This is a genomic window from Metamycoplasma auris (assembly GCF_003253435.1).
Classification (GTDB): domain Bacteria; phylum Bacillota_I; class Bacilli_A; order Mycoplasmatales; family Metamycoplasmataceae; genus Metamycoplasma; species Metamycoplasma auris.
In genome coordinates, this window is sequence record NZ_QKUB01000009.1 from 1 (window position 1) to 22,228 (window position 22,228).

General features: G+C 27.5%; 17 protein-coding genes, 1 tRNA gene and 2 pseudogenes. 9 read left to right on the top strand and 11 right to left on the bottom strand.

From position 1 onward, the window contains the following. The 6 genes and pseudogenes from BCF89_RS02710 to BCF89_RS08465 form a co-directional block, all read right to left on the bottom strand. Nucleotides 1-354: pseudogene (locus tag BCF89_RS02710) on the bottom strand (hypothetical protein); the annotation flags it as partial. A gap of 264 nt (nucleotides 355-618) precedes the next feature. Then, nucleotides 619-1,299, bottom strand: a pseudogene (locus BCF89_RS08450) (MAGa4850 family ICE element protein); the annotation flags it as partial. A 377-nt stretch (nucleotides 1,300-1,676) separates the two neighbouring features. Continuing rightward, nucleotides 1,677-2,441 (bottom strand): MAG0920 family protein, encoded by a 765-nt coding sequence (locus BCF89_RS08455; protein WP_111518764.1) that lies wholly within the window; start codon nucleotides 2,439-2,441, stop codon nucleotides 1,677-1,679. Beyond that, nucleotides 2,422-3,192: a hypothetical protein gene (locus tag BCF89_RS08460; RefSeq protein WP_111518766.1), complete on the bottom strand. Its 771-nt coding sequence runs from the start codon at nucleotides 3,190-3,192 to the stop codon at nucleotides 2,422-2,424. Before BCF89_RS08460 ends, BCF89_RS08455 begins: the two co-directional genes overlap by 20 nt. An 18-nt stretch (nucleotides 3,193-3,210) precedes the next feature. Further along, a complete protein-coding gene (locus tag BCF89_RS02730; protein ID WP_111518768.1) occupies nucleotides 3,211-4,524 on the bottom strand; it encodes a hypothetical protein in 1,314 nt (437 codons plus the stop codon). Nucleotides 4,525-4,773: 249 nt separating this feature from the next. Further along, nucleotides 4,774-6,387, bottom strand: a complete 1,614-nt coding sequence (locus BCF89_RS08465; RefSeq protein WP_111518770.1) for an ABC-F family ATP-binding cassette domain-containing protein — start codon at nucleotides 6,385-6,387, stop codon at nucleotides 4,774-4,776. Between the two features lie 197 nt (nucleotides 6,388-6,584). Here BCF89_RS08465 and BCF89_RS02740 point away from each other — a divergent pair. Continuing rightward, nucleotides 6,585-6,660, top strand: a tRNA-Lys gene (locus BCF89_RS02740). 45 nt (nucleotides 6,661-6,705) lie between these two features. Here the strand turns inward: BCF89_RS02740 and BCF89_RS08470 are convergent. Beyond that, nucleotides 6,706-8,862 carry an ATP-dependent Clp protease ATP-binding subunit gene (locus tag BCF89_RS08470; RefSeq protein WP_111518772.1) on the bottom strand — a complete coding sequence of 719 codons (2,157 nt, stop codon included), beginning with the start codon at nucleotides 8,860-8,862 and terminating at the stop codon, nucleotides 6,706-6,708. A 667-nt stretch (nucleotides 8,863-9,529) separates the two neighbouring features. On the opposite strand from BCF89_RS08470, the gene BCF89_RS08475 reads away from it, so the two are divergent. The 8 genes from BCF89_RS08475 (at nucleotide 9,530) to BCF89_RS02790 (ending at nucleotide 16,144) form a co-directional block, all read left to right on the top strand. After that, nucleotides 9,530-10,330 (top strand): F0F1 ATP synthase subunit A, encoded by an 801-nt coding sequence (locus tag BCF89_RS08475; RefSeq protein ID WP_111518776.1) that lies wholly within the window; start codon nucleotides 9,530-9,532, stop codon nucleotides 10,328-10,330. 26 nt (nucleotides 10,331-10,356) lie between these two features. Next, nucleotides 10,357-10,662 carry an ATP synthase F0 subunit C gene (atpE, locus tag BCF89_RS02760; protein ID WP_211305421.1) on the top strand — a complete coding sequence of 102 codons (306 nt, stop codon included), beginning with the start codon at nucleotides 10,357-10,359 and terminating at the stop codon, nucleotides 10,660-10,662. A gap of 66 nt (nucleotides 10,663-10,728) precedes the next feature. Beyond that, entirely contained in the window at nucleotides 10,729-11,271 is a 543-nt protein-coding gene (locus BCF89_RS02765; RefSeq protein WP_277870058.1) for a F0F1 ATP synthase subunit B, read from the top strand. 9 nt (nucleotides 11,272-11,280) lie between these two features. Beyond that, complete coding sequence (locus BCF89_RS02770) at nucleotides 11,281-11,814, top strand: F0F1 ATP synthase subunit delta (RefSeq protein ID WP_111518780.1); 534 nt, start codon at nucleotides 11,281-11,283, stop codon at nucleotides 11,812-11,814. A 40-nt stretch (nucleotides 11,815-11,854) separates the two neighbouring features. Next, nucleotides 11,855-13,438 (top strand): F0F1 ATP synthase subunit alpha, encoded by a 1,584-nt coding sequence (gene atpA / locus BCF89_RS02775; protein WP_111518782.1) that lies wholly within the window; start codon nucleotides 11,855-11,857, stop codon nucleotides 13,436-13,438. Beyond that, a complete protein-coding gene (gene atpG, locus BCF89_RS02780) occupies nucleotides 13,417-14,295 on the top strand; it encodes an ATP synthase F1 subunit gamma (protein ID WP_111518784.1) in 879 nt (292 codons plus the stop codon). Before atpA ends, atpG begins: the two co-directional genes overlap by 22 nt. A gap of 10 nt (nucleotides 14,296-14,305) precedes the next feature. Continuing rightward, entirely contained in the window at nucleotides 14,306-15,769 is a 1,464-nt protein-coding gene (gene atpD / locus BCF89_RS02785) for a F0F1 ATP synthase subunit beta (RefSeq protein WP_111518786.1), read from the top strand. A gap of 3 nt (nucleotides 15,770-15,772) precedes the next feature. Further along, complete coding sequence (locus tag BCF89_RS02790) at nucleotides 15,773-16,144, top strand: F0F1 ATP synthase subunit epsilon (protein WP_111518787.1); 372 nt, start codon at nucleotides 15,773-15,775, stop codon at nucleotides 16,142-16,144. Between the two features lie 52 nt (nucleotides 16,145-16,196). On the opposite strand, the gene BCF89_RS08480 is transcribed toward BCF89_RS02790, so the two are convergent. From BCF89_RS08480 to BCF89_RS08490, 4 genes are read right to left on the bottom strand one after another with little or no spacing between them, the layout of a single operon-like run. Then, on the bottom strand, nucleotides 16,197-17,129 hold the full coding sequence (locus tag BCF89_RS08480; RefSeq protein WP_111518788.1) for a DHH family phosphoesterase: 933 nt from the start codon (nucleotides 17,127-17,129) through the stop codon (nucleotides 16,197-16,199). Next, the gene (locus BCF89_RS08485; protein ID WP_111518789.1) at nucleotides 17,120-19,333 is read right to left on the bottom strand and encodes a PhnE/PtxC family ABC transporter permease; all 2,214 of its coding nucleotides are present in this window, start codon (nucleotides 19,331-19,333) and stop codon (nucleotides 17,120-17,122) included. The genes BCF89_RS08480 and BCF89_RS08485 overlap by 10 nt, the downstream gene beginning before the upstream one ends. 9 nt (nucleotides 19,334-19,342) lie before the next feature. After that, the gene (gene phnC, locus BCF89_RS02805) at nucleotides 19,343-20,224 is read right to left on the bottom strand and encodes a phosphonate ABC transporter ATP-binding protein (RefSeq protein WP_111518790.1); all 882 of its coding nucleotides are present in this window, start codon (nucleotides 20,222-20,224) and stop codon (nucleotides 19,343-19,345) included. A 17-nt stretch (nucleotides 20,225-20,241) separates the two neighbouring features. Next, the gene (locus tag BCF89_RS08490) at nucleotides 20,242-21,537 is read right to left on the bottom strand and encodes a type 2 periplasmic-binding domain-containing protein (RefSeq protein WP_111518791.1); all 1,296 of its coding nucleotides are present in this window, start codon (nucleotides 21,535-21,537) and stop codon (nucleotides 20,242-20,244) included. Nucleotides 21,538-22,228 lie beyond the last annotated feature (691 nt).

Genomic DNA, 22,228 nt, shown 5'->3' on the forward strand with positions numbered 1-22,228 from the left:
ATTAATTTTTTCAAATTGCTTTTTAGCAATTTCTAGATCTATATCCTTAGGTTCTTTATTAAAAAGTAAATGTAATCCACTTTTATTTTCTAAATCTTTTAATTCTTTAGTTATTTGTTGTTTAGATAATGTTCGTGAATTTATAAACTCAACAAAATTCATTTTTTTTATTTCCATTTGGTTTATTAATGAATTTCGATCATCATCTATATCTTGAACATATACAGCACTTGGACGACTTATATAATCTATAAAAATACCTTCTTTATAAAACTTAAAGTTATGTATATGCCCAGTTTCTTCATTAGGTCTTTTTTTAGTTTTATAGTTTGCAAATTCGAATGAAACAAACAAGATTATTTTTTATATACTCATTTATTTTTACCTAAAATTTTATTATTTGAAGTATTCAGCATATCTAATTAATTCCTTATCTAATTTATCTCTTTAAAAAATCTTGAAAAAATCTTGAGTATTGTCTTTACTATTAAGAATATATTTATATATTCTTTTTATGGTTATCAATTTAGCAAGTAAAAATAATGAATTTCTATTATGTTGCATCAATTTTTTAAAAAATGCAAACTTCTATATAACTAAAAAGTAATTTAATTTTTTTTAAATTACAAAAGGTTTTTTTAAAATTAAATATCTTGATGTAAAGTTAGTCTTATTTTTGCTTTTTTTGTATAAGAAATAAATCTTATAAATTTTAGTTAGCATCTTAAAACATTTTAAAATGGTATTTTTATTACCTTTTAAAAACTTAAGACATTTTGAATTTAACTCTTGAAGTCACAATGTTTTGTTTGTGTTTATTATTGTAAAACCAGCATTGAGTTTTTTAGGGTTAGTAGTAAACTTTAAAAACTTTTTATTTTTCTTATTTATAAGTTTTTTTTGAAATAAAAGGAAATTTTGAGTGTTTCATAAAGTAACAAGCGAAACGTCAGTTAGCAGAAGTTTTCATCTTAAAGTAGAATTTAAATTAATAAATTTTTCGCCACGTTCACATCAAACTTTATTTGTAATTTTAATGTTTCCTTTTAGATCATGTTCAAGGTAACCTAAAGACGATAAGTATTTAACTGTTTCAGTTAGGGTTGATCTTTTAAAACCTAATTTTTCTAGTTCCAGCAATGGAACAAATTTAATTCTTGCCCCTAGTTCTTTACTAATCGCAAGAAGTTCGAAACTCACTTTTCTTTTAGACAATAAATTAAACATTGCTTCGCCAATTTTTAATTTGCACTTAAGCAAAATCTTAATTGCATTTGGTGTTAACTTATCGTAAATTTTTTTCTCATATTTAACTCAAAAGAAGAAATCATCATGAGTTTTTTAAACTCAGCTTTGTATTTAAAATTTGATGTTTTTAAAATATTACTCATATAAAATCTCCCTTCTTTTAATTTGAGACTTTTTAAAATGAGAAATCAAAAAGTCTCTAATTGACTAGAGACTTTAACATACCTATTTTTTACACTTCATTTTTAATATAAAGAAGTTTATAGATTAATCTATGATTTGGTTTGCTAATTCTATACTAATATCTATATATCTAACATTGCTTTTGTTAGTTAGATTAAAAAAGAGAATAAAAAACAAGAAAACTAGTAGTTTCTTGTTAAATTTAGTTTAAGGTTTTTTTGTTATTTTATTTAGGTATTAAGAATTTATCTATTAAATATGTAGTTGCGATTTTGGTAAACATATGAGTAATCTTCAAGTGTATATGATTCCATATCAATAGCAACATCATCATAATTAAAGATTAGAAAATAATAAAATTCTTCACTTAATTTCTTATCATCATACTTATAAAAGTATTCTTTTCAATTATCATTTTTAATCTTATATTTTTGAGTTAAATAATAATCTCTTTTTCTTACAATTATATATAAATCTAAGTTATCTGAAAACTTAAACTTATTTAGTAGGTCAATGTTTTCTTTCATTTGAATATTTTCAAACAAAAGACCATCTAATTTACTATTTTTGATTTTCCATTGATTAAATTCTTTTTTTACTTTATTCATCTTTTTTATAAAAAATAAACTAATAGAGAATACCGCAATTGCAAAACCTAGAGCAGCTCATCATAGATAAATAAAATAAGTAACCTTAGCTTTTAAAATATCAATATGAAATCTTGTTATAAATGAAAGTAATATGGAAAATAAAGGAATTGAAATCACTATAAAAACAATAAAAGGGGGAATTAATTTTTTAAGTTTATTATTAAATGTATCAAAGAATGTGTTGTCTATTTTAATATTTTTAGATAAAAAGAAATTTGAGGATTTTTCTTTTATTCATATTCTTTTTATTTGATAATGAGACATAAGAAGAAATATATAAAAAGCAATTAATAAAAAGAGATTTAAAAAAGAAAATGTCGTTGCTAGTGGGTTAAAAAGTTTATTGTCTGCTGAAATCATTGTTCAAAAACTCTCCTATAAAATATAAGAAATATTCTTTTGAGTAAGTAACATTATTAATTTGTATTCCTGAATCATAATCAAATAACAAGAAATACAGTAATTTTGGAATATCTATTTTGTTATCTTTTATAAAAGGTTTTTTTGAATTGAAAATCTTATTTATATAAAAGTGTGTTTTAGAATTCTTAAAAACAGGAATTTTTAATTCGAAATCTTCATACAATATTATGTTCTTAAATTTATCATAATCTAAGGGCTTTTCGATTTGTTTATTTCATTGAGGAAGTTTCTCATTTTGTATTACTCAATCATCAATTATTTTTTTAGTTTTATTTATCTTAACAAGTTCTTTTATAAACCAAAATAATGGATAACCAATTACAAAAATAAATATAGGTATTGAAATTCAATCAAAACTTCATTTTATTGCTTTCCTATCATTTTTTCAAAAGATAAAATAAGGTTCTAAGGTCATAATTAGATTTAATAAGAATAGAAATAAAATAAGAACAAATAGAAGACTAAGATAAATTTTCTCTCTTTTAATAAATATATAAAAATTATTAAATGTCTCTTTTGGTAATCTTATTGATTGTGATAACACAGCTTTCTTGGATTCAATTTTAATGTTATAGATGTTACTTGTTTTTTTAGCATGAACATAAGGAATAGAATGGATTAAAACAATACCAACTATAAGTATTGGTACAAAAATACTTATAACAATAATGAAAAATGGATCTGACATATACTAATTGTCCTAAGTTTATCCTAAGTTATCCCATTTTATTTTGTTAGGAAATGTTCTAAGATATTCACCTTTCTTTGAATCTCTAACTCTTACAAGTCCATTTGCACTTAACTCAAAATCACTTAATTTCAATAATTCTTCTAATGTTTTTATTTCACCTGTTTCTTGATTTTTGAAGTGTGTATTAACTCCACCTACACCTCCTTCATTATAAGGTTTATCAAGAATAGTTTCATTTACCACAACTCATTTTACGTTTTTAAGATGCGATATTATGTCAGCTAATTCAATAGCTTTATTTTGAATTTCAATATTTCTTTCTCGAAATTTATTTAATTCCTTTATGTCTTTTATAACTTCAACAGTTGAGATTACAGGTCGAATATAACTAGAAATTTTAGATATAGTTCCAGGGTCTAAGGCACGGTTAAAATCAACAATATCATATTTTAATTTCGTAAATGAAAAGCATGAAGAAATTAATGTTTTAGCCATTTTGCCAACTGTCGTTGATTTATATTCAGATAAAATATTATTAATTTCCTCAAATGACTGAATTGAATTAACCACATGATAATGTGCCACTTTTAATGTAGAAGCAACTACACCTAAAATTCCAGTTGCAATACTTAATAAACTTGCAGGAACAGCTGTTGCTCCAAAAGTTACCGCAGCTGTTGCATATAAAGCTGCTGCAGTAGCACCGGTCACAATTGATATACCTGTAATCACTGTAGAAGCAGTAAGTAATCTATCTGCTAATTTCATCTTATCCAATACAGAACTTTTTATTTTGTCTAATAAATTTTTAAAATCTAATATTTTATTTTCCACATTCTTTGATGATTCAACACCATCATCATTTACTGCAAATTTATTTTTAATATCAGTTACTATTCTCTTATAATAACTTTTTGCTTCCTTATTAGTATTAGTTTTTACTGTTTTTATTTCCTTCAATGATTTAACTAATAGTGAATGTAATTCTTTATTAAACTTTGTTTGTGCTTCATTGCTATTATATAAATTTTTATGTTGGTCTTGACTTATCATTCCTTTCTTTTGCATACTATCAACAAATTTTTTAAAAATTTCTTTATCCTTATTTCCAATTAAATTTTGAATATTCTTTTTTGCTGAAAGTTTTTCATCAAATTTGTCACCGATATTTTTAATTAAATCCTTTTCTTCAGATATAAAATCCTTAACTAAATCTAAAACTTTTGCTTCATCATTAGATAAATTTTCTACCTTTTCAACAGCTACACTATTTGCAGTAAGTGGCAAAATGGATGCTGATAATGAATTCATCAATTTTAATAATTGCATAATCTAACCTTATTTTTTATCCTATTTCATTAATTTTTTTAATCAAATGAGATTAAATCATCTAAACCTTAAATTAATTTACATTGCCAATTTTTATAACTATAATTACTCATCTCATCTTTATTTTATAACTTTATAAAAACTTGTTTTTAAGATTTTTTATGATGTCAAAAAAATAAAGAAAAATAGACCAAAAAACTTAAAATTGGTCTATTGTTTAGCAAGTAAAATTTAATTTTTAGTTAGTAATTAATATCCCATTGCTTCTTCATATTCTTCAAGACTTCCATAGAATAAAAAGCTTTCTTTTTCTTTGATTTCAAGAATTACGTTTGCACATTCTTTAATCATCGCGCGGTTATATGTTGTAAAGATAGTAGAACCTTTGTATGATTTGAGTGCATCAATTAGGCTATCAATTGATTCAGAATCAAGGTGATCAAGAGGTTGATCAAAGATTAAAAAGTTACTTTCTTCAAGCATTAATTTTGACATCATCAATCTAACCTTTTCGCCCCCACTAGTAACTTGAACATTTTTAAATACACTATCATTTGAAAATAGCATTCTTCCTAAAAAAGCTCGCATTCTTGCATCACTATTATCCTTTGTTTCTTGAGTGCTATTGTTTAGAGGTCATTTGCTAATTCAATCAATGATTGATTGGGACTCATTGAAATATTCTTGATTATTTGATGGAAAATAATTTGGAGTAATTGTAATTCCCCATTCAACACTTCCTGAAGTAGGTTTTCTTTTTCCGATTAGAATTTCAAGGAATCTAGTTTTAGCAATGTCATCATTTCCGATGATTACCATTTTGTCTCCTGGTTTCAAACTAAAAGAAACATTTTCAAATAAAGTATCATTATTTTCATTAACGTAAGTTAGGTCTCTTACATTTAGAATTTGTTTCCCAGGAATACGATTTAAATCAAATTTAATGTAAGGGTACTTTCTTGATGAAGGCTTAATTTCATCAATAACAATTTTTTCAAGAAGTTTTTTACGACTTGTTGCTTGTTTAGATTTAGATGCATTAGCAGAAAAGCGAGCAATAAATTCTTTTAGTTTTTGAGCTTGCTCTTCTTTTCTTAGATTTGTTTTTTGTTGCATTTCAATAAGTAATTGACTTGATTGTTTTCAAAATGAATAATTACCAATAAATAGCTTAGCTTCTGAATAATCAATATCAATAATATGAGTACAAATTGCATCTAAAAAATCACTATCGTGACTTACAACGATAACAATATTTGGATAATCCATCAAGAAATTTTCAAGTCATTTAATTGTTTTTAAATCCAATCTGTTAGTTGGTTCGTCCATAATTAAAATATCAGGATTGCCAAATAAAGCTTTCGCAAGTAAAACCTTAACTTTTTCATTTGCCTTTAATTCTGACATTTGCATATATCATTTACTTGGTTCAATACCAAGATTAGAAAGCAGCGTTTGGGCATCATTTTCAGCATTCCACCCACCCATTTCACCGAATTTTTCTTCAAGATGGCTAGCTCTTTCATAATCTTCCATTGTTGCATCTGGATTTTCATAAATTTTATTTTTTTCAATATTGATATCATATAGTTCTTTATTACCCATAATAACAACATCAGTAACATTATAATCATTAAATTCATCTTGATTTTGGGATAAAACACTCATCCGCGCATTCTTACTTTTAATAATTTGACCTTCTGATGCTTCAACTTCGCCACTTAAAATCTTTAAAAAAGTTGATTTACCAACACCATTGGCACCAATTATTCCATAAACATTGCCAGGAAAAAATTTAATATTTATATTTGAAAATAACTTTTTATCTGGAAATATTTTACTAATACCACACACATCTAACATCTCAATAACATCCTTTTATCTTTGTTTTTTTCTTAGTTCAAAATAAAGAAAACACATTATTACTCTCATTGATTTCATATCTTTTAATCAATTAAAAAGAAAAGAGTAAATAAATTTATTTAAATGTTAACATATAAATAATTTTTTTTGGTCTTTAATACTTAAAAATGCTTTATAATTATTTTGTTCGATTTTAAGCATCCTTAGCTCAGCCGGTAGAGCAAGGGACTCTTAATCCCTGGGTCGTGGGTTCGATCCCCACAGGATGTACCAAATAAAAAAGACAAGGTTAAAACTTGTCTTTTTTTGATTTTTATTTTAATTGCCTTGAAGAAGTTCCACACTTAAATCATTATTATCAACTGAAATTCCAATTGCTAAATCTTCTTTAATTTTATTGCTTAAGATTAGATCAGCAATCTTGTTTTCAATGTTATTTTGAATATATCTTTTTATGTTTCTAGCTCCAAAAGCAGGATTGTAAGCTCTTGTTGCAATGAATTGTGCAACTTCATCGTCATAAACTAAATTAATCTTGGTGTTTTCTTTCATTCTTTTATCTAATTTATCTAATTCTAATTTAACTATTTCTTTAATGTTATTCAATCCTAAGTAATCAAAAGGAATAATTTCATCAATCCGATTGATAAACTCAGGTTTAAATTTCTTTAGTAAGATTGCATTTAGTTCTTCTTTAGTTGGCATGCGATTGATTATTTCTTCAGAAGCAATGTTTGAAGTCATAATAATGATTGTGTTTTTAAAGTTTATTTTTCTACCTTTGTTATCAGAAAGAATACCATCATCTAATATTTGAAGTAATATATTTAAGACATCAATATGTGCTTTTTCAATTTCATCAAAAAGAATAATTGAATAAGGATTCTGTTTTACTTTTTCACTTAAATGCCCACCATTATCTTCATATCCAATATATCCCGGAGGTGAACCTATTAATTTTGAAGTGGAATGTTTTTCCATATACTCAGACATATCAAGTCTAATAATATGGTTTTCATCATCAAATAAATTCGAAGCTAGGACTTTAGCTAGTTCAGTTTTACCAACTCCTGTAGGCCCTAGAAATAGGAATGAACCAATTGGACGATTTGGATCATTGATGTTTGCTTTACTTCTTTTAATAGCTTCAGAAACAAGTTTGATTGCTTCAGGTTGACCTTTAATACGTTTTTGTAAGTTTGCAGCTAGATTTAAAAGTTTTGTTTTTTGACTTTCAAGAAGTTTTGTTACTGGAATTTTTGTTCATTTGCTTACAATATTAGCTACTTCTTCTTCATCAATAGTTTCTTTAATTAATCGATTTTCAAGACCACTTAATTTATTTTCGATTATCTTCTTTGATTCTTCAAGTTGAGGAATTAAAACATACATAATTTTTGAAGCTTCAAGATATTTACCTTCAGATTGCAAAATTGGTAGCTGTCTTCTTAGATCATCAATGTTATCTTTATTACTTGAGAGTTTTGCGATTAGTTCTTTTTCATGATTTCATTGATTTATTAGTCTTGTATGCTCTTCTTTAAGATGATTTAGTGTTTCTTTAATGATTGCAATTCTTTCTTCGTTATTAGATATTTTTTTATCAACTGAATTTTCAATTGCAGCTTTTTCAATTTCGAGTTTTGCAATCTCATAATTTAATTTTTCAATTGGTTCAGGTATATATTTCATTTCAGTTTTGATATTTGAGGCTGCCTCATCAATTAGATCAATAGCCTTATCTGGTAAAAAACGATCTGAGATATATCTTGCTGATAAATTTGCTGCTGCAACTAAAGCCTCATCTTTGATTTTTACTTCATGAAATGTTTCATAACGCTCTTTTATACCTCTAAGGATTGTAATTGTATCTTCAACAGATGGTTCATTGATATAGACCTTTTGCATTCTTCTTTCTAGAGCTGAATCTTTTTCAATGTGTTTACGATATTCATCAAGTGTTGTTGCACCAATTAAATGCAGTTGACCACGAGCCATCATTGGTTTTAGCATGTTGGCAACATCGATTGTACTCTCACCACTTTGACCTGCTCCTACAATCATATGAATCTCATCAATGAATAAGATAATATCACCATTTGCTTCCTCAATCTTTTTAAGGATTGATTGAATTCGTTCTTCAAATTGCCCCCTATAAGATGTACCGGCAATGATTGATGATATATTTAATTCATATACTTTCTTATTTTTTAGATTCTCAGGAACTTGATTCTCAATGATTTTTTGTGCTAGACCTTCAACAATTGCAGTTTTACCTACTCCAGGTTCACCGACAAGTACAGGATTATTTTTTGTTTTGCGTGAAAGAATTCTTACTAGTGATCTAATTTCTTCATCACGATTGATAACTAATTCCAATTTGCGCTCTAGTGCTAATTGGGTTAGATTTCTTCCAAATTGATTTAAAGGATCTTTAATTTCTTTATCTTCTGCTGGAACCCATGATGCATGCATAATCTAATCTCCTTTTGTATAATAGCTTAATCTAAAAAGATTATAACATAATTTTAGCACTCTAATTAATTAAGTGCTAAATTATTTTTTCTTTTAGTTTGATGCAATATTTAGTTTTAAGAAAATTTAAGTATTAAAATATTTACAGGTTATTTTAATTAAATATTTTAATTATAATAACCACTTGAGCATGATTATATTAGATGGAAAAAGATTTTGAGTTACCTATGCAACATTAAATATCAGTTTATTATTGATATTTTCAGCTATTGCATTTACAAATTATTCATTGCTAGCTGGTTATACTATAGGTATGGTTAGCTTTCTATTTTTTTTATTAAGCCTTAAACTAATCTTGAAATTATTAAATAGTACAAAAACCAATAAAATAAATGTAGAAAAAAAGCTAAAAAGGAAATCTGGATTTTTTTTCTTTATTGCATTTCTAATTTCTTTTTTAAGTTTGATTTTAAATATTGGTTTATTTACTTTATTTATTTGAATTAATTATTTGTATACTAAAAATTATCATGTTAGTTCAAATATAGCTTTTTTTCCATTTAATACAATAGCAATGACTTCTCCTTATTTACTTCTATCAGGATACATAATAATTTGAGGTTTCATTGCTTTAATCAAAACTAAAAATAAAAAGAAAGGAGAATAGATGGACAAGCTAATAAATCTTCATTGATTTGGAGCATCAGAAATTAATGCTAATCAAATATTTTCATTAATTGTTTTAATGTTTTTAATTCTTGTTTTATCAGTTTTAATCTTTATTGCAATTAAAAGACAGAAGATAAACAAAGCACCTAGCGGTGCAATCATATTAGTTGAAAGCATTGTCATTGGTGGAGATAATTTCTTTAGCGAAACCCATGAATCTAAGTTTGATAGGGCAAATCCATATTTAATATCACTTTTTGCTTTTATTTTCTTTGGAAACTTACTTTCAGTTATCGGATTAGCGCCAATTGGAACCAGTTTATCTGCAGTTTTAGCTGCTACAGTTGTTACTTGATTGGGCACAGCTGGTATTGGGATTGCATACAATAAGTTTAAATATATTATTAAATTACTTAACCCCCTTGAATTTGCTTCAAACTATTCGCCAATTATTTCACTTACATTTCGTTTATATGGAAATATTATTGGTGGGGTTGTGCTAGCTTCATTAACAACTATTTTTCTTAACAATATATGAGCAAAAATTATTGGAGTAACGCCAAATTCAGCAGCAACAACATTTAATCCATTTGGAATTTTAGTTATCCCTGCATTTAATTTGTACTTTGATATTTTTGCTGGAATGATTCAAGCGTTTGTATTTGTTGTTCTAACAATGTCATATTGAAGTCAGGCAGCAGAAGTTGACATTAAAGAGAAACATAAGAAAAAAATTAAAGATTGAAAAAAAGAGATCATTGCCAAGAAGCAAGAAGAGAATGCGATGGCAATAGGATAAAATTAGAAATAGGATAGGAGAGTATCATGATTGATAAATTAGATAAAATTTCTGACACAATACTAAGTTTTAGTGACACTAAAGCAGGATTAAAAGATGGTAATTATCCATTTGCTTATGGACTAACAATGTTAGGAGCCGGACTTGCTATTTGTGGATCTGGTGTTGTTTCTTTGGGACAAGGTATTGCTGTTGCTAAGGCCTGTGAAGCAGTTGGAAGAAACCCTGAAGCACTATCAAAAGTTCGTACCTTATTAATTTTAGGTCTAGCAATTGTTGAAACAGCCTCAATTTATTGTTTAGTTGTTGCTTTATTATTAATTTTTGTTTAGTCAAAAGATTAATAAAAATAAAATTAGAAATTAGTAAAGAAGCTAATTATGAATATAAATTTTAATATGGTTGTAAAGTTGAATGCACATAGAGGGACAAATATTGATGAAGAACTAAGTAAAACATTTAGTGGTCTTTCGTTTAATTGAACTCTATTTGTTTTCTCACTTATTGTTTTAATGGTTGTGACGGCAATTATTACTTTTTTAGTGTATAAACCACTAAAAAAAATGGTTAAAGAACGTCAAAAATTTATTCAAGAGAATATTGATGCTTCAATAAAAGCTAAGGATGAAGCTCTAAAAATTCAAGAAGAACGTGATCTTAAGATCATTGAAGCAACAAACCAAGCAAAAACAATCATTGAAAATGCTAGAGCTGAAAGTGAAAGAATTGTAAACACTGGTGCAGAATCAGCAAAGAAAAAAGTTGAAATGATGCTTGAACAGGCTGAAATTTTAATTTCAAAAAGAAGATCGCAATTTGATAAAGAGCAAAAGAAGATTGTTATGGAAAATGCAGTTGAAATTGCAAAAAAAATTATTGGACGTGAAATTAAAGATAGCGACAATATTAAATTAATTAATGAAGTAATAGATAAAACTTAATTTTAAAATATGACTGAATTAAATGAAATTATAAACAATTGAACGTTTGCTCTCTTTGATTTGGCAAGAGAATCTGATGAATTATTAAGTCAATTAAGTAATGACTGTGCAGATATTTTAAAAATTATCAAACAAAATAAAGAATATTTAAAGATATTAAATTCATTTGATTTACCAAATGAAAAAAAATACGAGATGATTGATAATGCTTTTTCTTCATATCATCCATACATAATTAATACGATCAAACTATCAGCAAAGAAACATATGGTTAAATATCTTGATATTATTCTTCATAATTTTATCGAACTGTCAAATGACAAGTTAAATATTAAATATGGCTATGTGTATTCTACTAAGTATCTAAAAGAAAAAGAAATTACTAAATTACAAATGAAATTATCAAATAGATTTAAATCAAAAATAATACTAACTAATATTATTGATGAAAACCTAATTGGAGGTATCAAAATCAAAGTTGATGAGTTTCTAATTGATAATTCAATACTAGGTAAATTGAACAAAATTAAATCATTAGTATAAAAAATAAAAAAGATAAAAAAATGATAAGAAAGGAATAATTATGGCTATAAAACCAAGTGATTTATCCGCAATTATTAAAGATCAGATTAAAAATTTTAATGAAACATTTACCTATGATGAAGTAGGTCGTGTTATCACTGTTGGTGATGGTATTGCTTTAGTTAGCGGACTAAACAACATTGAATACGGCGAATTAGTAATTTTTGAATGTGGCATTGTTGGAATGGCACTAAATCTTGAAGAAGAATTAGTTGGAATTGTTGTTATGGGTGATGATAGAAATATCGTTGAAAACTCATCAGTTAAAAGAACACATGAAGTTATTTCTGTAAAAGTTGGCGATAATCTTCTAGGAAGAGTGGTTAATGGTTTAGCAAAACCAATTGATGGAAAAGGGAAGATTGATGCTGAAATTAGCCGTCCAATTTTTAAAATAGCTCCTGGAGTTATGACTAGAAAAGAAGTTTCAGAACCTCTTCATACTGGAATATTAGCAATTGACGCTTTAATTCCAATTGGAAAGGGTCAACGTGAATTAATCATCGGAGATCGTCAAACTGGGAAAACAGCGATTGCAATTGATACAATTCTAAACCAGAAAAACAAGGATGTTTATTGTATTTATGTTGCAATCGGGCAAAAGAATTCAACGATTACTCAGATTGTTGATCAATTAGCAAAAAATAATGCACTAAAGTATACAGTTGTCGTTGCTACTTCAGCTTCAGATAGTGCTCCCCTTCAATATATTGCCCCATATACAGGTGTTACAATAGCTGAGGAATGAATGTCTAAAGGTAAGAATGTTTTAATCGTATACGATGACTTATCAAAACATGCTGTTGCATATCGTACTTTATCACTTTTATTAAGAAGACCCCCTGGAAGAGAAGCATATCCTGGAGATGTTTTCTATTTACACTCTCAACTTCTTGAGAGATCAGCTAAATTAGATGTTGATTATGGTGGAGGTTCGGTTACAGCACTTCCTATCATTGAAACCCAAGCTGAAGATATTTCAGCTTATATTCCTACAAATGTAATTTCAATTACTGATGGTCAAATTTTTACCAAAGAATCACTATTTAATTCAGGGCAAAGACCTGCAATTGATGTTGGTTATTCAGTGAGCCGGGTAGGTTCAGCAGCACAAACAAAGATGACTAAAAAAATTGTTTCTAGTTTGAAATTAGAATTAGCTCAATACAATGAAATGCAAGCATTTTCACAATTTGGATCTGATTTGGATCAAAATACAAGAACAATTCTAGATCATGGTTCAAAAGTTTATGAATTACTAAAACAACCTCAATTTTCACCTTATTCAGCAGTACAGCAAATTATTATTTTATTCTGTGCTAAGTATCGTTTAATTAATGTTATTCCAAAGAATTTAATTACTAAATACTCAAAAGAACTTCTAACACATTTTGCAACGAATACTGACGCAACTAAAATATTGCGTAAAATCTATGAAGCATCTGATTGAAGTAATGAATTAATTGAAGAAATATATGATCAAATTATTTTATTCAATGATTTATTCATTAAAACAATTCCTATGTATGTAGCAAGTAACTATAGTCCAATACCTGAGTTACCATGAAGAGTCTCCAAAAAATAAAACAACGAATTAATTCAATTAATTCAACAAAAAAAATCACAAAGGCAATGGAACTTGTTGCTGCTGCAAAATTTGCTAAAAACAAAAACATAATCAAAAACATTGAAGCTTATTTTCAAAACGTTGAAAGAATATTTATTGATTTAATCAAAAATACAAATCAGGATATTGATAAATTACTTAATGCTCACGCATGAAACTTTAAAGTAAAACGTAATTTATTCATTGTTTTTGGTAGTGATCTAGGGTTATGTGGTTCATTTAATTCTGAAGTCTACAAAAAAGTTATTGAAACAGTTAAAGCTGATGATATTCTAATTGTAATTGGAAGCAAATTACTTAGTTTAATTGAAAAAAACAAAAAATATCATATTATTCAAACCTTAATTCAAATCGGAGATAATCCAAACTATAATATTGCTCAAGTGGTCTCAAACAAAATATATGATGTTTTAGAAATCTCATTAATTAATTCAGTTAAACTAATTTATACTAAGTATGATAACCCCTTAAAATCAGATCCAATCGTACAAGAGATTTTTCCAATCTCAAAGGAAAAGATTTCTGAATATGAAGATCAGCAAAATCTAAATGATGAAGTTTATAAGGAAATTATTTTTGAACCAAATCCTGAAACTATTTTAATTAATTCATTCAAAATTTTCTTTGAAGCTTCAATATATAATGCATTAATTAATTCAAAATTATCCGAAACAAGTCAAAGAAGAACAGCAATGGAACAAGCATCTGATAATGCTGAAGATCTTATTGATGAATTAAAAAATCAATACAATAGCTCACGTCAATCAAAAATAACACAAGAATTAACTGAAATTGTTAACGGTTCAAATTCTTAAGGAGAATAAAATGGCAAAGAAAACTGAAGAAAAGAAAATTAAAGATAACAAAGAAAAAATTGAATTAAATTATGGTGTTATTACTCAGATTATGGGTGCTGTTATTGATGTGCGTTTTAAAGAAGGTAAGTCACCTAAGATGCTTAATGCTTTGCAAATTATTGATGAAAAAAACCCAGCTAATAATCAAATTCTAGAAGTTGCACAACACATTGGGAATGATACGGTTAGAACCATTGCGATGAGTCTAACAATAGGTTTAAGAAGAGGGCTAAAAGTTTTAGATCTAGGAAAACCAATTTCTGCACCAGTAGGCGAAGAAATTCTTTCAAGAATGTTTAATGTTTTAGGTGAGCCTATTGATATGATGGAAGGTGAATTTAAAAACAGAATGCCAATTCATCGTAGTGCACCTGGATTTGAAGATCAAAAATCAACTCTTGAAATCTTTGAAACAGGAATTAAAGTTATTGATTTACTAATTCCATATATCAAAGGTGGAAAAATTGGATTGTTTGGCGGTGCTGGGGTAGGTAAAACAGTTTTAATTCAAGAATTAATTAATAATATTGCCAAGCAACATGGTGGCTTATCTGTTTTTGCTGGAGTTGGTGAAAGAACACGTGAGGGAAATGATTTATATCATGAAATGAAAGCAAGTGGTGTTCTAAATAAAACCGCACTTGTTTTTGGACAAATGAATGAACCTCCTGGCGCAAGAATGAGAGCACCATTTACAGCATTAACAATGGCTGAATATTTCAGAGATCAAATGGGACAAGATGTTTTATTATTCATTGATAACATCTTTAGATTTACACAAGCTGGTTCTGAGGTATCTGCACTTTTAGGAAGAATGCCATCTGCTGTTGGTTATCAACCTACTTTAGCAGTTGAAATGGGACAACTACAAGAAAGAATTACTTCAACAAATAAAGGTTCGATTACTTCTGTGCAAGCAGTTTATGTACCCGCTGATGATTTGACTGACCCAGCGCCTGCTACAACATTTACACACCTTGATGCAAAAACAGTGCTTGATCGTGATATTGCGGCTTTAGGTATTTATCCAGCCATTGATCCTTTAGGTTCTAATTCAAGAGTAATGGATCCTAATATCATAGGTTTAGAACATTATAATGTAGCAAGAGAAGTTCAAAATATATTACAACGTTTCAAAGAACTCCAAGATATCATTGCTATCCTTGGAATGCATGAATTATCTGAAGAAGATAAAAAAATTGTTGCAAGAGCACGTCGTATTAGAAGTTTTCTCTCACAACCTTTCTTCGTAGCTGAAAAATTTAGTGGCATTAAAGGTAAGTTTATTAAACTATCTGACACAATAAGATCATTTAAAGAAATTCTTAGTGGTAAATATGATAGTCTACCTGAAGAAGCATTCTTATATGTTGGCACAATTGAAGATGTGATTGAAAAAGCTAAGGCACTTGGATACAAATTTGAAGAATAATATATGAATAATAGAAATCTAAACTTAATTATAAGTACACCAAATGGTGTGTACTATGAATCTAAAAGTCCAATTGTTACATTTAGCACAACCGAAGGACAAATTGGACTTATGAAAGATGCACTACCTTTTATTGCGGCCTTAGTACCATCACAAATCATTATTAAAGAAGAAAATAATACAAACAAGATTTTTTATATTGATAGTGGAATTGTTGAGTTTAAAAATAATATTCTTTCTTTAATTGTCAATGATATTGATACAAAACCAATTGATCTTGAAAAGAAATTTGAGCAAGCAAAACAAACCAAATACGCAATCATTGAAGAGTTGTATATTAAAAAGAAATTGGCTGAAAAAAATAACAAAATGTAATGAAAAACAAGCAACTTTAATGTGAAATGTTGCTTGTTTTTTGTTTGTAAAATTAATTGCTTATTTTAGAGTTGTTAATGTAATCTAAAATCTCATTTAAATTAGAGAGATTTTCTATAATAAATCCAGAGGAATTAAAGTGACCTCCACCTAAAAAATGATTTGCTACTTTAGAGACATTATAGTTAGTTTTTGATCTAATTTCACAACGGTAAACATTATTGATACTTCTAAGTATTGCCAAAGAGACTTCTGTATTTGATAATTCAACAAATTTAGCAACAAGTGGACGCACAATATCATTCGAAACAACTTCATCTACAACTAAGTATGAAACAATACCTTTTACTTTTTTATTGTTTATTGCATTAAATATGAAATCTAATTCATCGTTATTTAATTGCATCTTCTTAATAAGTTGAGAATAATTTAAATTGTTATCTAAAAGATATTGCATGCACTCAAAAGTTTCGGAATTAACATTTCTTTCCTTAAAAAACTCAGTATCAGTAAGAATTGCCACACCTAATGCTTCTAGAACTTTTTCATTTACTTTAAGCTTTAATTCTTTAGCTAATTTAGTAATTAATTGTCCTGTTGCTGGTCAAAAGTCACCTCCAATTTCAAATAATCATTCATTTTCAAATGGATGATGATCAATTTTTAGGGCTTTCTTTGTTATAACTCTTTGGTCATAAATTCTTTCTTTAGTTGAAGTATCAACTACTATTTTTAATGATTCACTGAAAAATTCATCATCAACAAGATTTCCTTGTTTATTATCTAATAAAAAAAGTAAATTACGTGGATAATCAGATCCTGAGATTCTTACTTCCTTATCTTTTTCATTTAGCAAAATTAGATGTTGGAGTGCAACAGCAGAGCCTAAAGTATCACCATCAGGTTCAATGTGCGTACATAGTGTTATTTTCTTTGCTTCTTTAATGTATTTTCAAAAGTTATTAAATTTATTTTTTAAGTCCATAAGTAACTTCCTTTTTTAGCATAACTTTCAAAATACTTATCAATCGCAATGTTAGCTGATTTTTTTGCTATTTGATTCTTTTTAAATCAATTTTTAAGAGTCTTTTGATTATTCATTGTTTGGCTATAAACTTCTTTATATAATTGTTTAGTTTCTTTGCTGATTCTTATTATTTCATTCGAATATGCTTTTAAATAATTCTTATATTCTTTTCTTAATTGAATCAATGTTTGCTTATCTGGTAATTTGTTATTAATTAAATTATATTTATATACAAATAATTTATCAAATTGATGTTTAGCTAACATATAGTTAGCATAGCGAATGTCACTTCTAAAAATTTCATTGTTTATGATTGAAAGAGCTAAACTTCTTGTCAATTTTCTTTTATTCATTAATCTTTTAAATCATACATCTTGATTAAAGAAATATCCAGTCATTAATTTTGAACGTACCAAGTCTGAAATTTGTTCAAGAATTAAAAGAATAACAATTGTAAAGATTAAATAAGAAGCAAGTTTATCTCAGTTTGAAGTTTGACTTGAATAAGTACTAATTTGAAAACCAAAATCACTAGCTCCCACAGCTCCAATTACAACAGTACTTTTGAAGTTAATTTCCACACGATATAAGAAATTAGATAGCGCTTGTGGCATAATGGATTTAAATACAACAAATTTAATTTTTTGGAATCAAGTTGCGCCAGCAGCATTCAATGCATCAAATGTTTTTTTGGGAATTTTTTCAACAGATTCCATAACAAGTTTACCAAGCATACCAATTGAATGAATCCCTAGCGAAAGAACTCCAACGAATAGTTTTGAATCTTTTGAAAGAATTAGGAATAGGGCTGCAAATGTAAATGCGGGAATTGCACGAATAACAATAATCATTAATTTAAATGGATATGCAAATCATTTTGTAATATTCTTAGAAGCCAAAATTCCAAAGATTAAGGCAAAGAATAAGCCAATAATTGATGAAGCAATTGCAACCAAAAAAGCCTCAACTCCAAGTGGAATAACGCTAGTTTTAGTGCCAGCTCAATCATTGATTTGAAACAATGATCAATCAGGATTAAATAATTTTCCTATTCCTTCTTTAAACTGACTAATTTTGATTTCATTACCAATTCCTCACTCAATTTGAGTTAATGAAGCAACTAGTAAACTAACAATTAATATAATGATAAAAATCTTAAAAATATACATTTTTGATTTTTGAGATTTTAGTTGTTCCAATTGCTTTTCATATGGCAAACTATCATCTATTTTTGGATGTTTGTGAGTATATTCTAGAATATATTTCTTAATTAAGAAATTAAGCGATTCAATAACTATCATTGCAATTACCAATGTTCATAACACAATGGACATATGAGAGAAATTATTTTCTGTTGCATATTGATCAGATAGTAGTTGTCCAATTGTTCCAATTCCAACGATTGATAAGATTGCAGCAAATCTTATAACCATTTCAAATGAATAAAATCCATAAGAAACAATTCTTTTCATTAAATATGGTAACACTGAACTTTTGAATGCCAAAGCCTTAGTATTTCCAATTGCAATTGTCCCTTGATATGAATTCATATCGTAGGTATCTAAATCTTCGTATAATCACTTAGTCATCAATGATGATACAAATACCATGATTGAAAACATAGCTGCTAATGAAGGTGTAAATAGAAAGAAGAAAATGAATGCAAATACTACAGGAGGAACGGCTCTCACAATTGACATTAAGATTCTAAAAGGAATATATATAAATTTATTTTTAATAAAGTTTTTAGAACTTAATAAGGCGAGTGGAACTGAAATTAAAATTCCAAAAATTGTACCAAGGATTGAATAGGATATTGTAGTTCATAAGAATTCTAAACCACGGATAAATGTTTCAAGTGGAGTAAATTCTGATGCGCCAACTTCTGCAATTTGATTAGTTCTAAAGAAGAATCCAATCTGTTTTCAAAACTCATTTCAATTTTGAAAATCAGGTTTAATTGTTGTTATCATTAAAACAATAATAATAACAAAAGCAACTCATCCAAAAATTTTTAGTCAAGGAAATTTCTTTGTTACCTTTTGATTATTGATATCAATAAATTGCGGATTGAAATAATTGGAAATTTTTTGAACTATAAATTCCTTTTTTGATTCTGAGTTAAATTCACAGTTATTTTTTTTAGTATCTTTTGAACTCATAACTTTTAACTACTTATTTTTTAATGTTATTGTTTGTTGAATTAGTTCTCTTTTTCTTCGGTTTTCATTGAATTGTTCTTCATCAAATTGTTCAAGTTTTTCACCATAAATTTCTTTTAATTTAACTAAATCAACTTTATCTCATGAATCATCAAACACAATCTTTCCTTTTCTTACTCCAATAATTCGATCTGCATATTGCAGCGCTAAGTCTACATGGTGTAAGTTAGCCAAAATTGTTATTTTTTCAGTCTTATTTGCAACTAGAAATCCATCCATAACACTCTTTGCCATAATTGGATCAAGTGCTCCAACAGGCTCATCAGCTAAGATAATTTTAGGTTTTTGAGCAAGAGTACGAGCTAAGGCAACACGTTGCATCTGTCCACCACTTAAATCTCTTGCTAGATCATATGCATTTTCTAGAATATTAACTTTAGCTAAACTTTCATATGCTAAATTAATATCTTTTTTGCTATATAGTCCAAAAAATGCTCTAAATTTATTCATTTGGGGCAATCTAGCTGAAAGTACATTTTGCAAAACATTGATGTTTTCAATTAAATTGTAATTTTGAAAAATAATTCCAATTTTAGTTCGAAACTCACGTAATTTTTTTGACTTCAAAGAACCTACATCATATGGACCGACAGTTAATTTTCCAGAAGTTATATCATTAATTTTATTTACAGTCTTAATTAATGTTGTTTTTCCTGCTCCAGATAGTCCAATGATTGCAACAAATTCACCTTGCTTAATTGTAAGATTGATATCACTCAAACCTTTTGTTCCGTTAGGATAAACTTTTGAGACATTAGACCAAGTAATATCTCAATCTTGGTTTATTTTTTTTAGTGTCTTTGTTTCGTTTAATTTTTTGGTTTTTTTCATATAAATTTTTTCCAATATTATTTGGTAAATGATTTAAATCCATCAAAGTGTTTCTTAAATCATTGTTCAGGATAGATGAAAGATGCAGCTGAAGTAGTTGATGTGTATCCATATTTAACATGTTTCTTAACATCATCTCAGTTTAATTTTCAGTTTGAACCTTGTTCTTCTAAGGCTTTACTTATTAACTTGTAAATTTCAGTATCTTTATTTACATATATGTATGCCCGGTAGTATCCCACTTTTGGAAGATCATTTCCATTTTTTAAACTTTCAATATGTTTTTTCAATTCTTCTGAGTAACCTGTTGTGGCCGCACTAGGTAATTTATTTTTATCTATGTATAAGCTCCCTATTGTACTATCTTTATTGAATGTCTTATAGTTATTATGTGCCTCAACTAATAATTTTTCATCAGTAAACTTAGGTTTTGAAGGGTTTGATATGCTTTCATATGGGTCAATAATTTGAACATTTCTACCAGCTTGTAAAATAAAACTAGAATCACCAGCTAATTTAGCTCAAGTATCAATTGGTAAGAAAGCAATATCAACTGATTGTGATTTTAGTGCTGATGCTGCAGAGTTATATTCATTTGATACTGAAATTTTAACTTTTGTCGCACCTTTTGTTGCTAAGTATTTTTGTAGCTTTTCAGTAGCTTTTGTTACAAGTGAAGCATCTGAAGAAGGAATGAATTGAATTTTTAGATCTTTATTTCCAATTGTAGTAAATTGTTTCTTAGATGAATCATATTTTAGATATTCACTTTCTCCAGTTGGAGTTTCCTTATAAGCTTTCTTTTGTTCGCCCTTAATGTTATAAGGAATACTTGCATTATAACCAACTTTTGTATACCCATCATGGTTATAAATTTGGAAGATTGATTTAATTTTTTTGTCTTTTTGGTCGTAGTATGTTAAATCACCTTCATCAGTTTTCTTTTCTTTATTTTTAGATGCTACTTCTTCATATGATTTTGTTATTGCATCAATTAATAATTCTTGAATTGCTTCAATATCACCTTTTTTAAGTCCAGGTCTTGCTTGAACACCATCATTTGATATTGGATCTGTAACTCCCACTGCTACTAGATTATCTTGGTATTTACCAGCATAAAATCTTGCGTCAGCTCAAGCGCCACCAACTGTAATTGATTTACTTGCTAATTTTTGCATTTGGTCAGCATATCCACTTGTTCCAATCGCAATAGATTCCTTTTGACATTTAGCAGAAATTGCACCAAATGCAAAAGGTACAATGCTTGCTGCTACTAATGAAAACAACACTTTGTGTCTTTTTGTAATTTGCATATATTTTTTCCTTTTTTAAAATAGTCCAGATTATAAATTTAAGTTATATTTTGTTATATTGTATAACTCGCCTTAATTGTATCAAAAGCAAATAAATGAAATATTAAAAATGACACAAAAACACTTGTTTTTTGTGTTTTAAATCTTGTAAAACTTCATTCTGAAAAATGGTTGAAAAATTATACTAAAATAGGAAATTAATTTGTTTAGAATTAAGATAATTTATTGTGTTTAAACTAATTTATTTGCTCAACTTTTTTAAATTATAATTACTCAAATTGTTATGTTTTTTTGCAATCAATTATAGATTCAATAATTTAAAAAATACCTTTAGTCTAAGTCTAAAAATCTTTTGGCCATGTTCAAAAACAGGTGGCATCTATAAAAAACTACTAATTTAAAAGCATTACGCATCAGGTGTGTGTGGTAAGGAAAAAGACTTAGCTTGGGATTGGTAGGAACAAGAAGTCCTTTTCGAAGGACTTTTTTATACTACCTTTCTTTCCAACTCTACACTCCAAAACTTGTAATTTTTAAAAGAATATTAGGAGTTACATGAATAAATTAGTTTTGTGATTTCTTTTTGATGATGGCAATTGTTCTTATGCTAAAGCAATATTTAAGTACCCAGAAACATTTTCATCATATGACAAAGTTCTTGTGTTCAGCATGGGCAAAAATGAGTTAAATG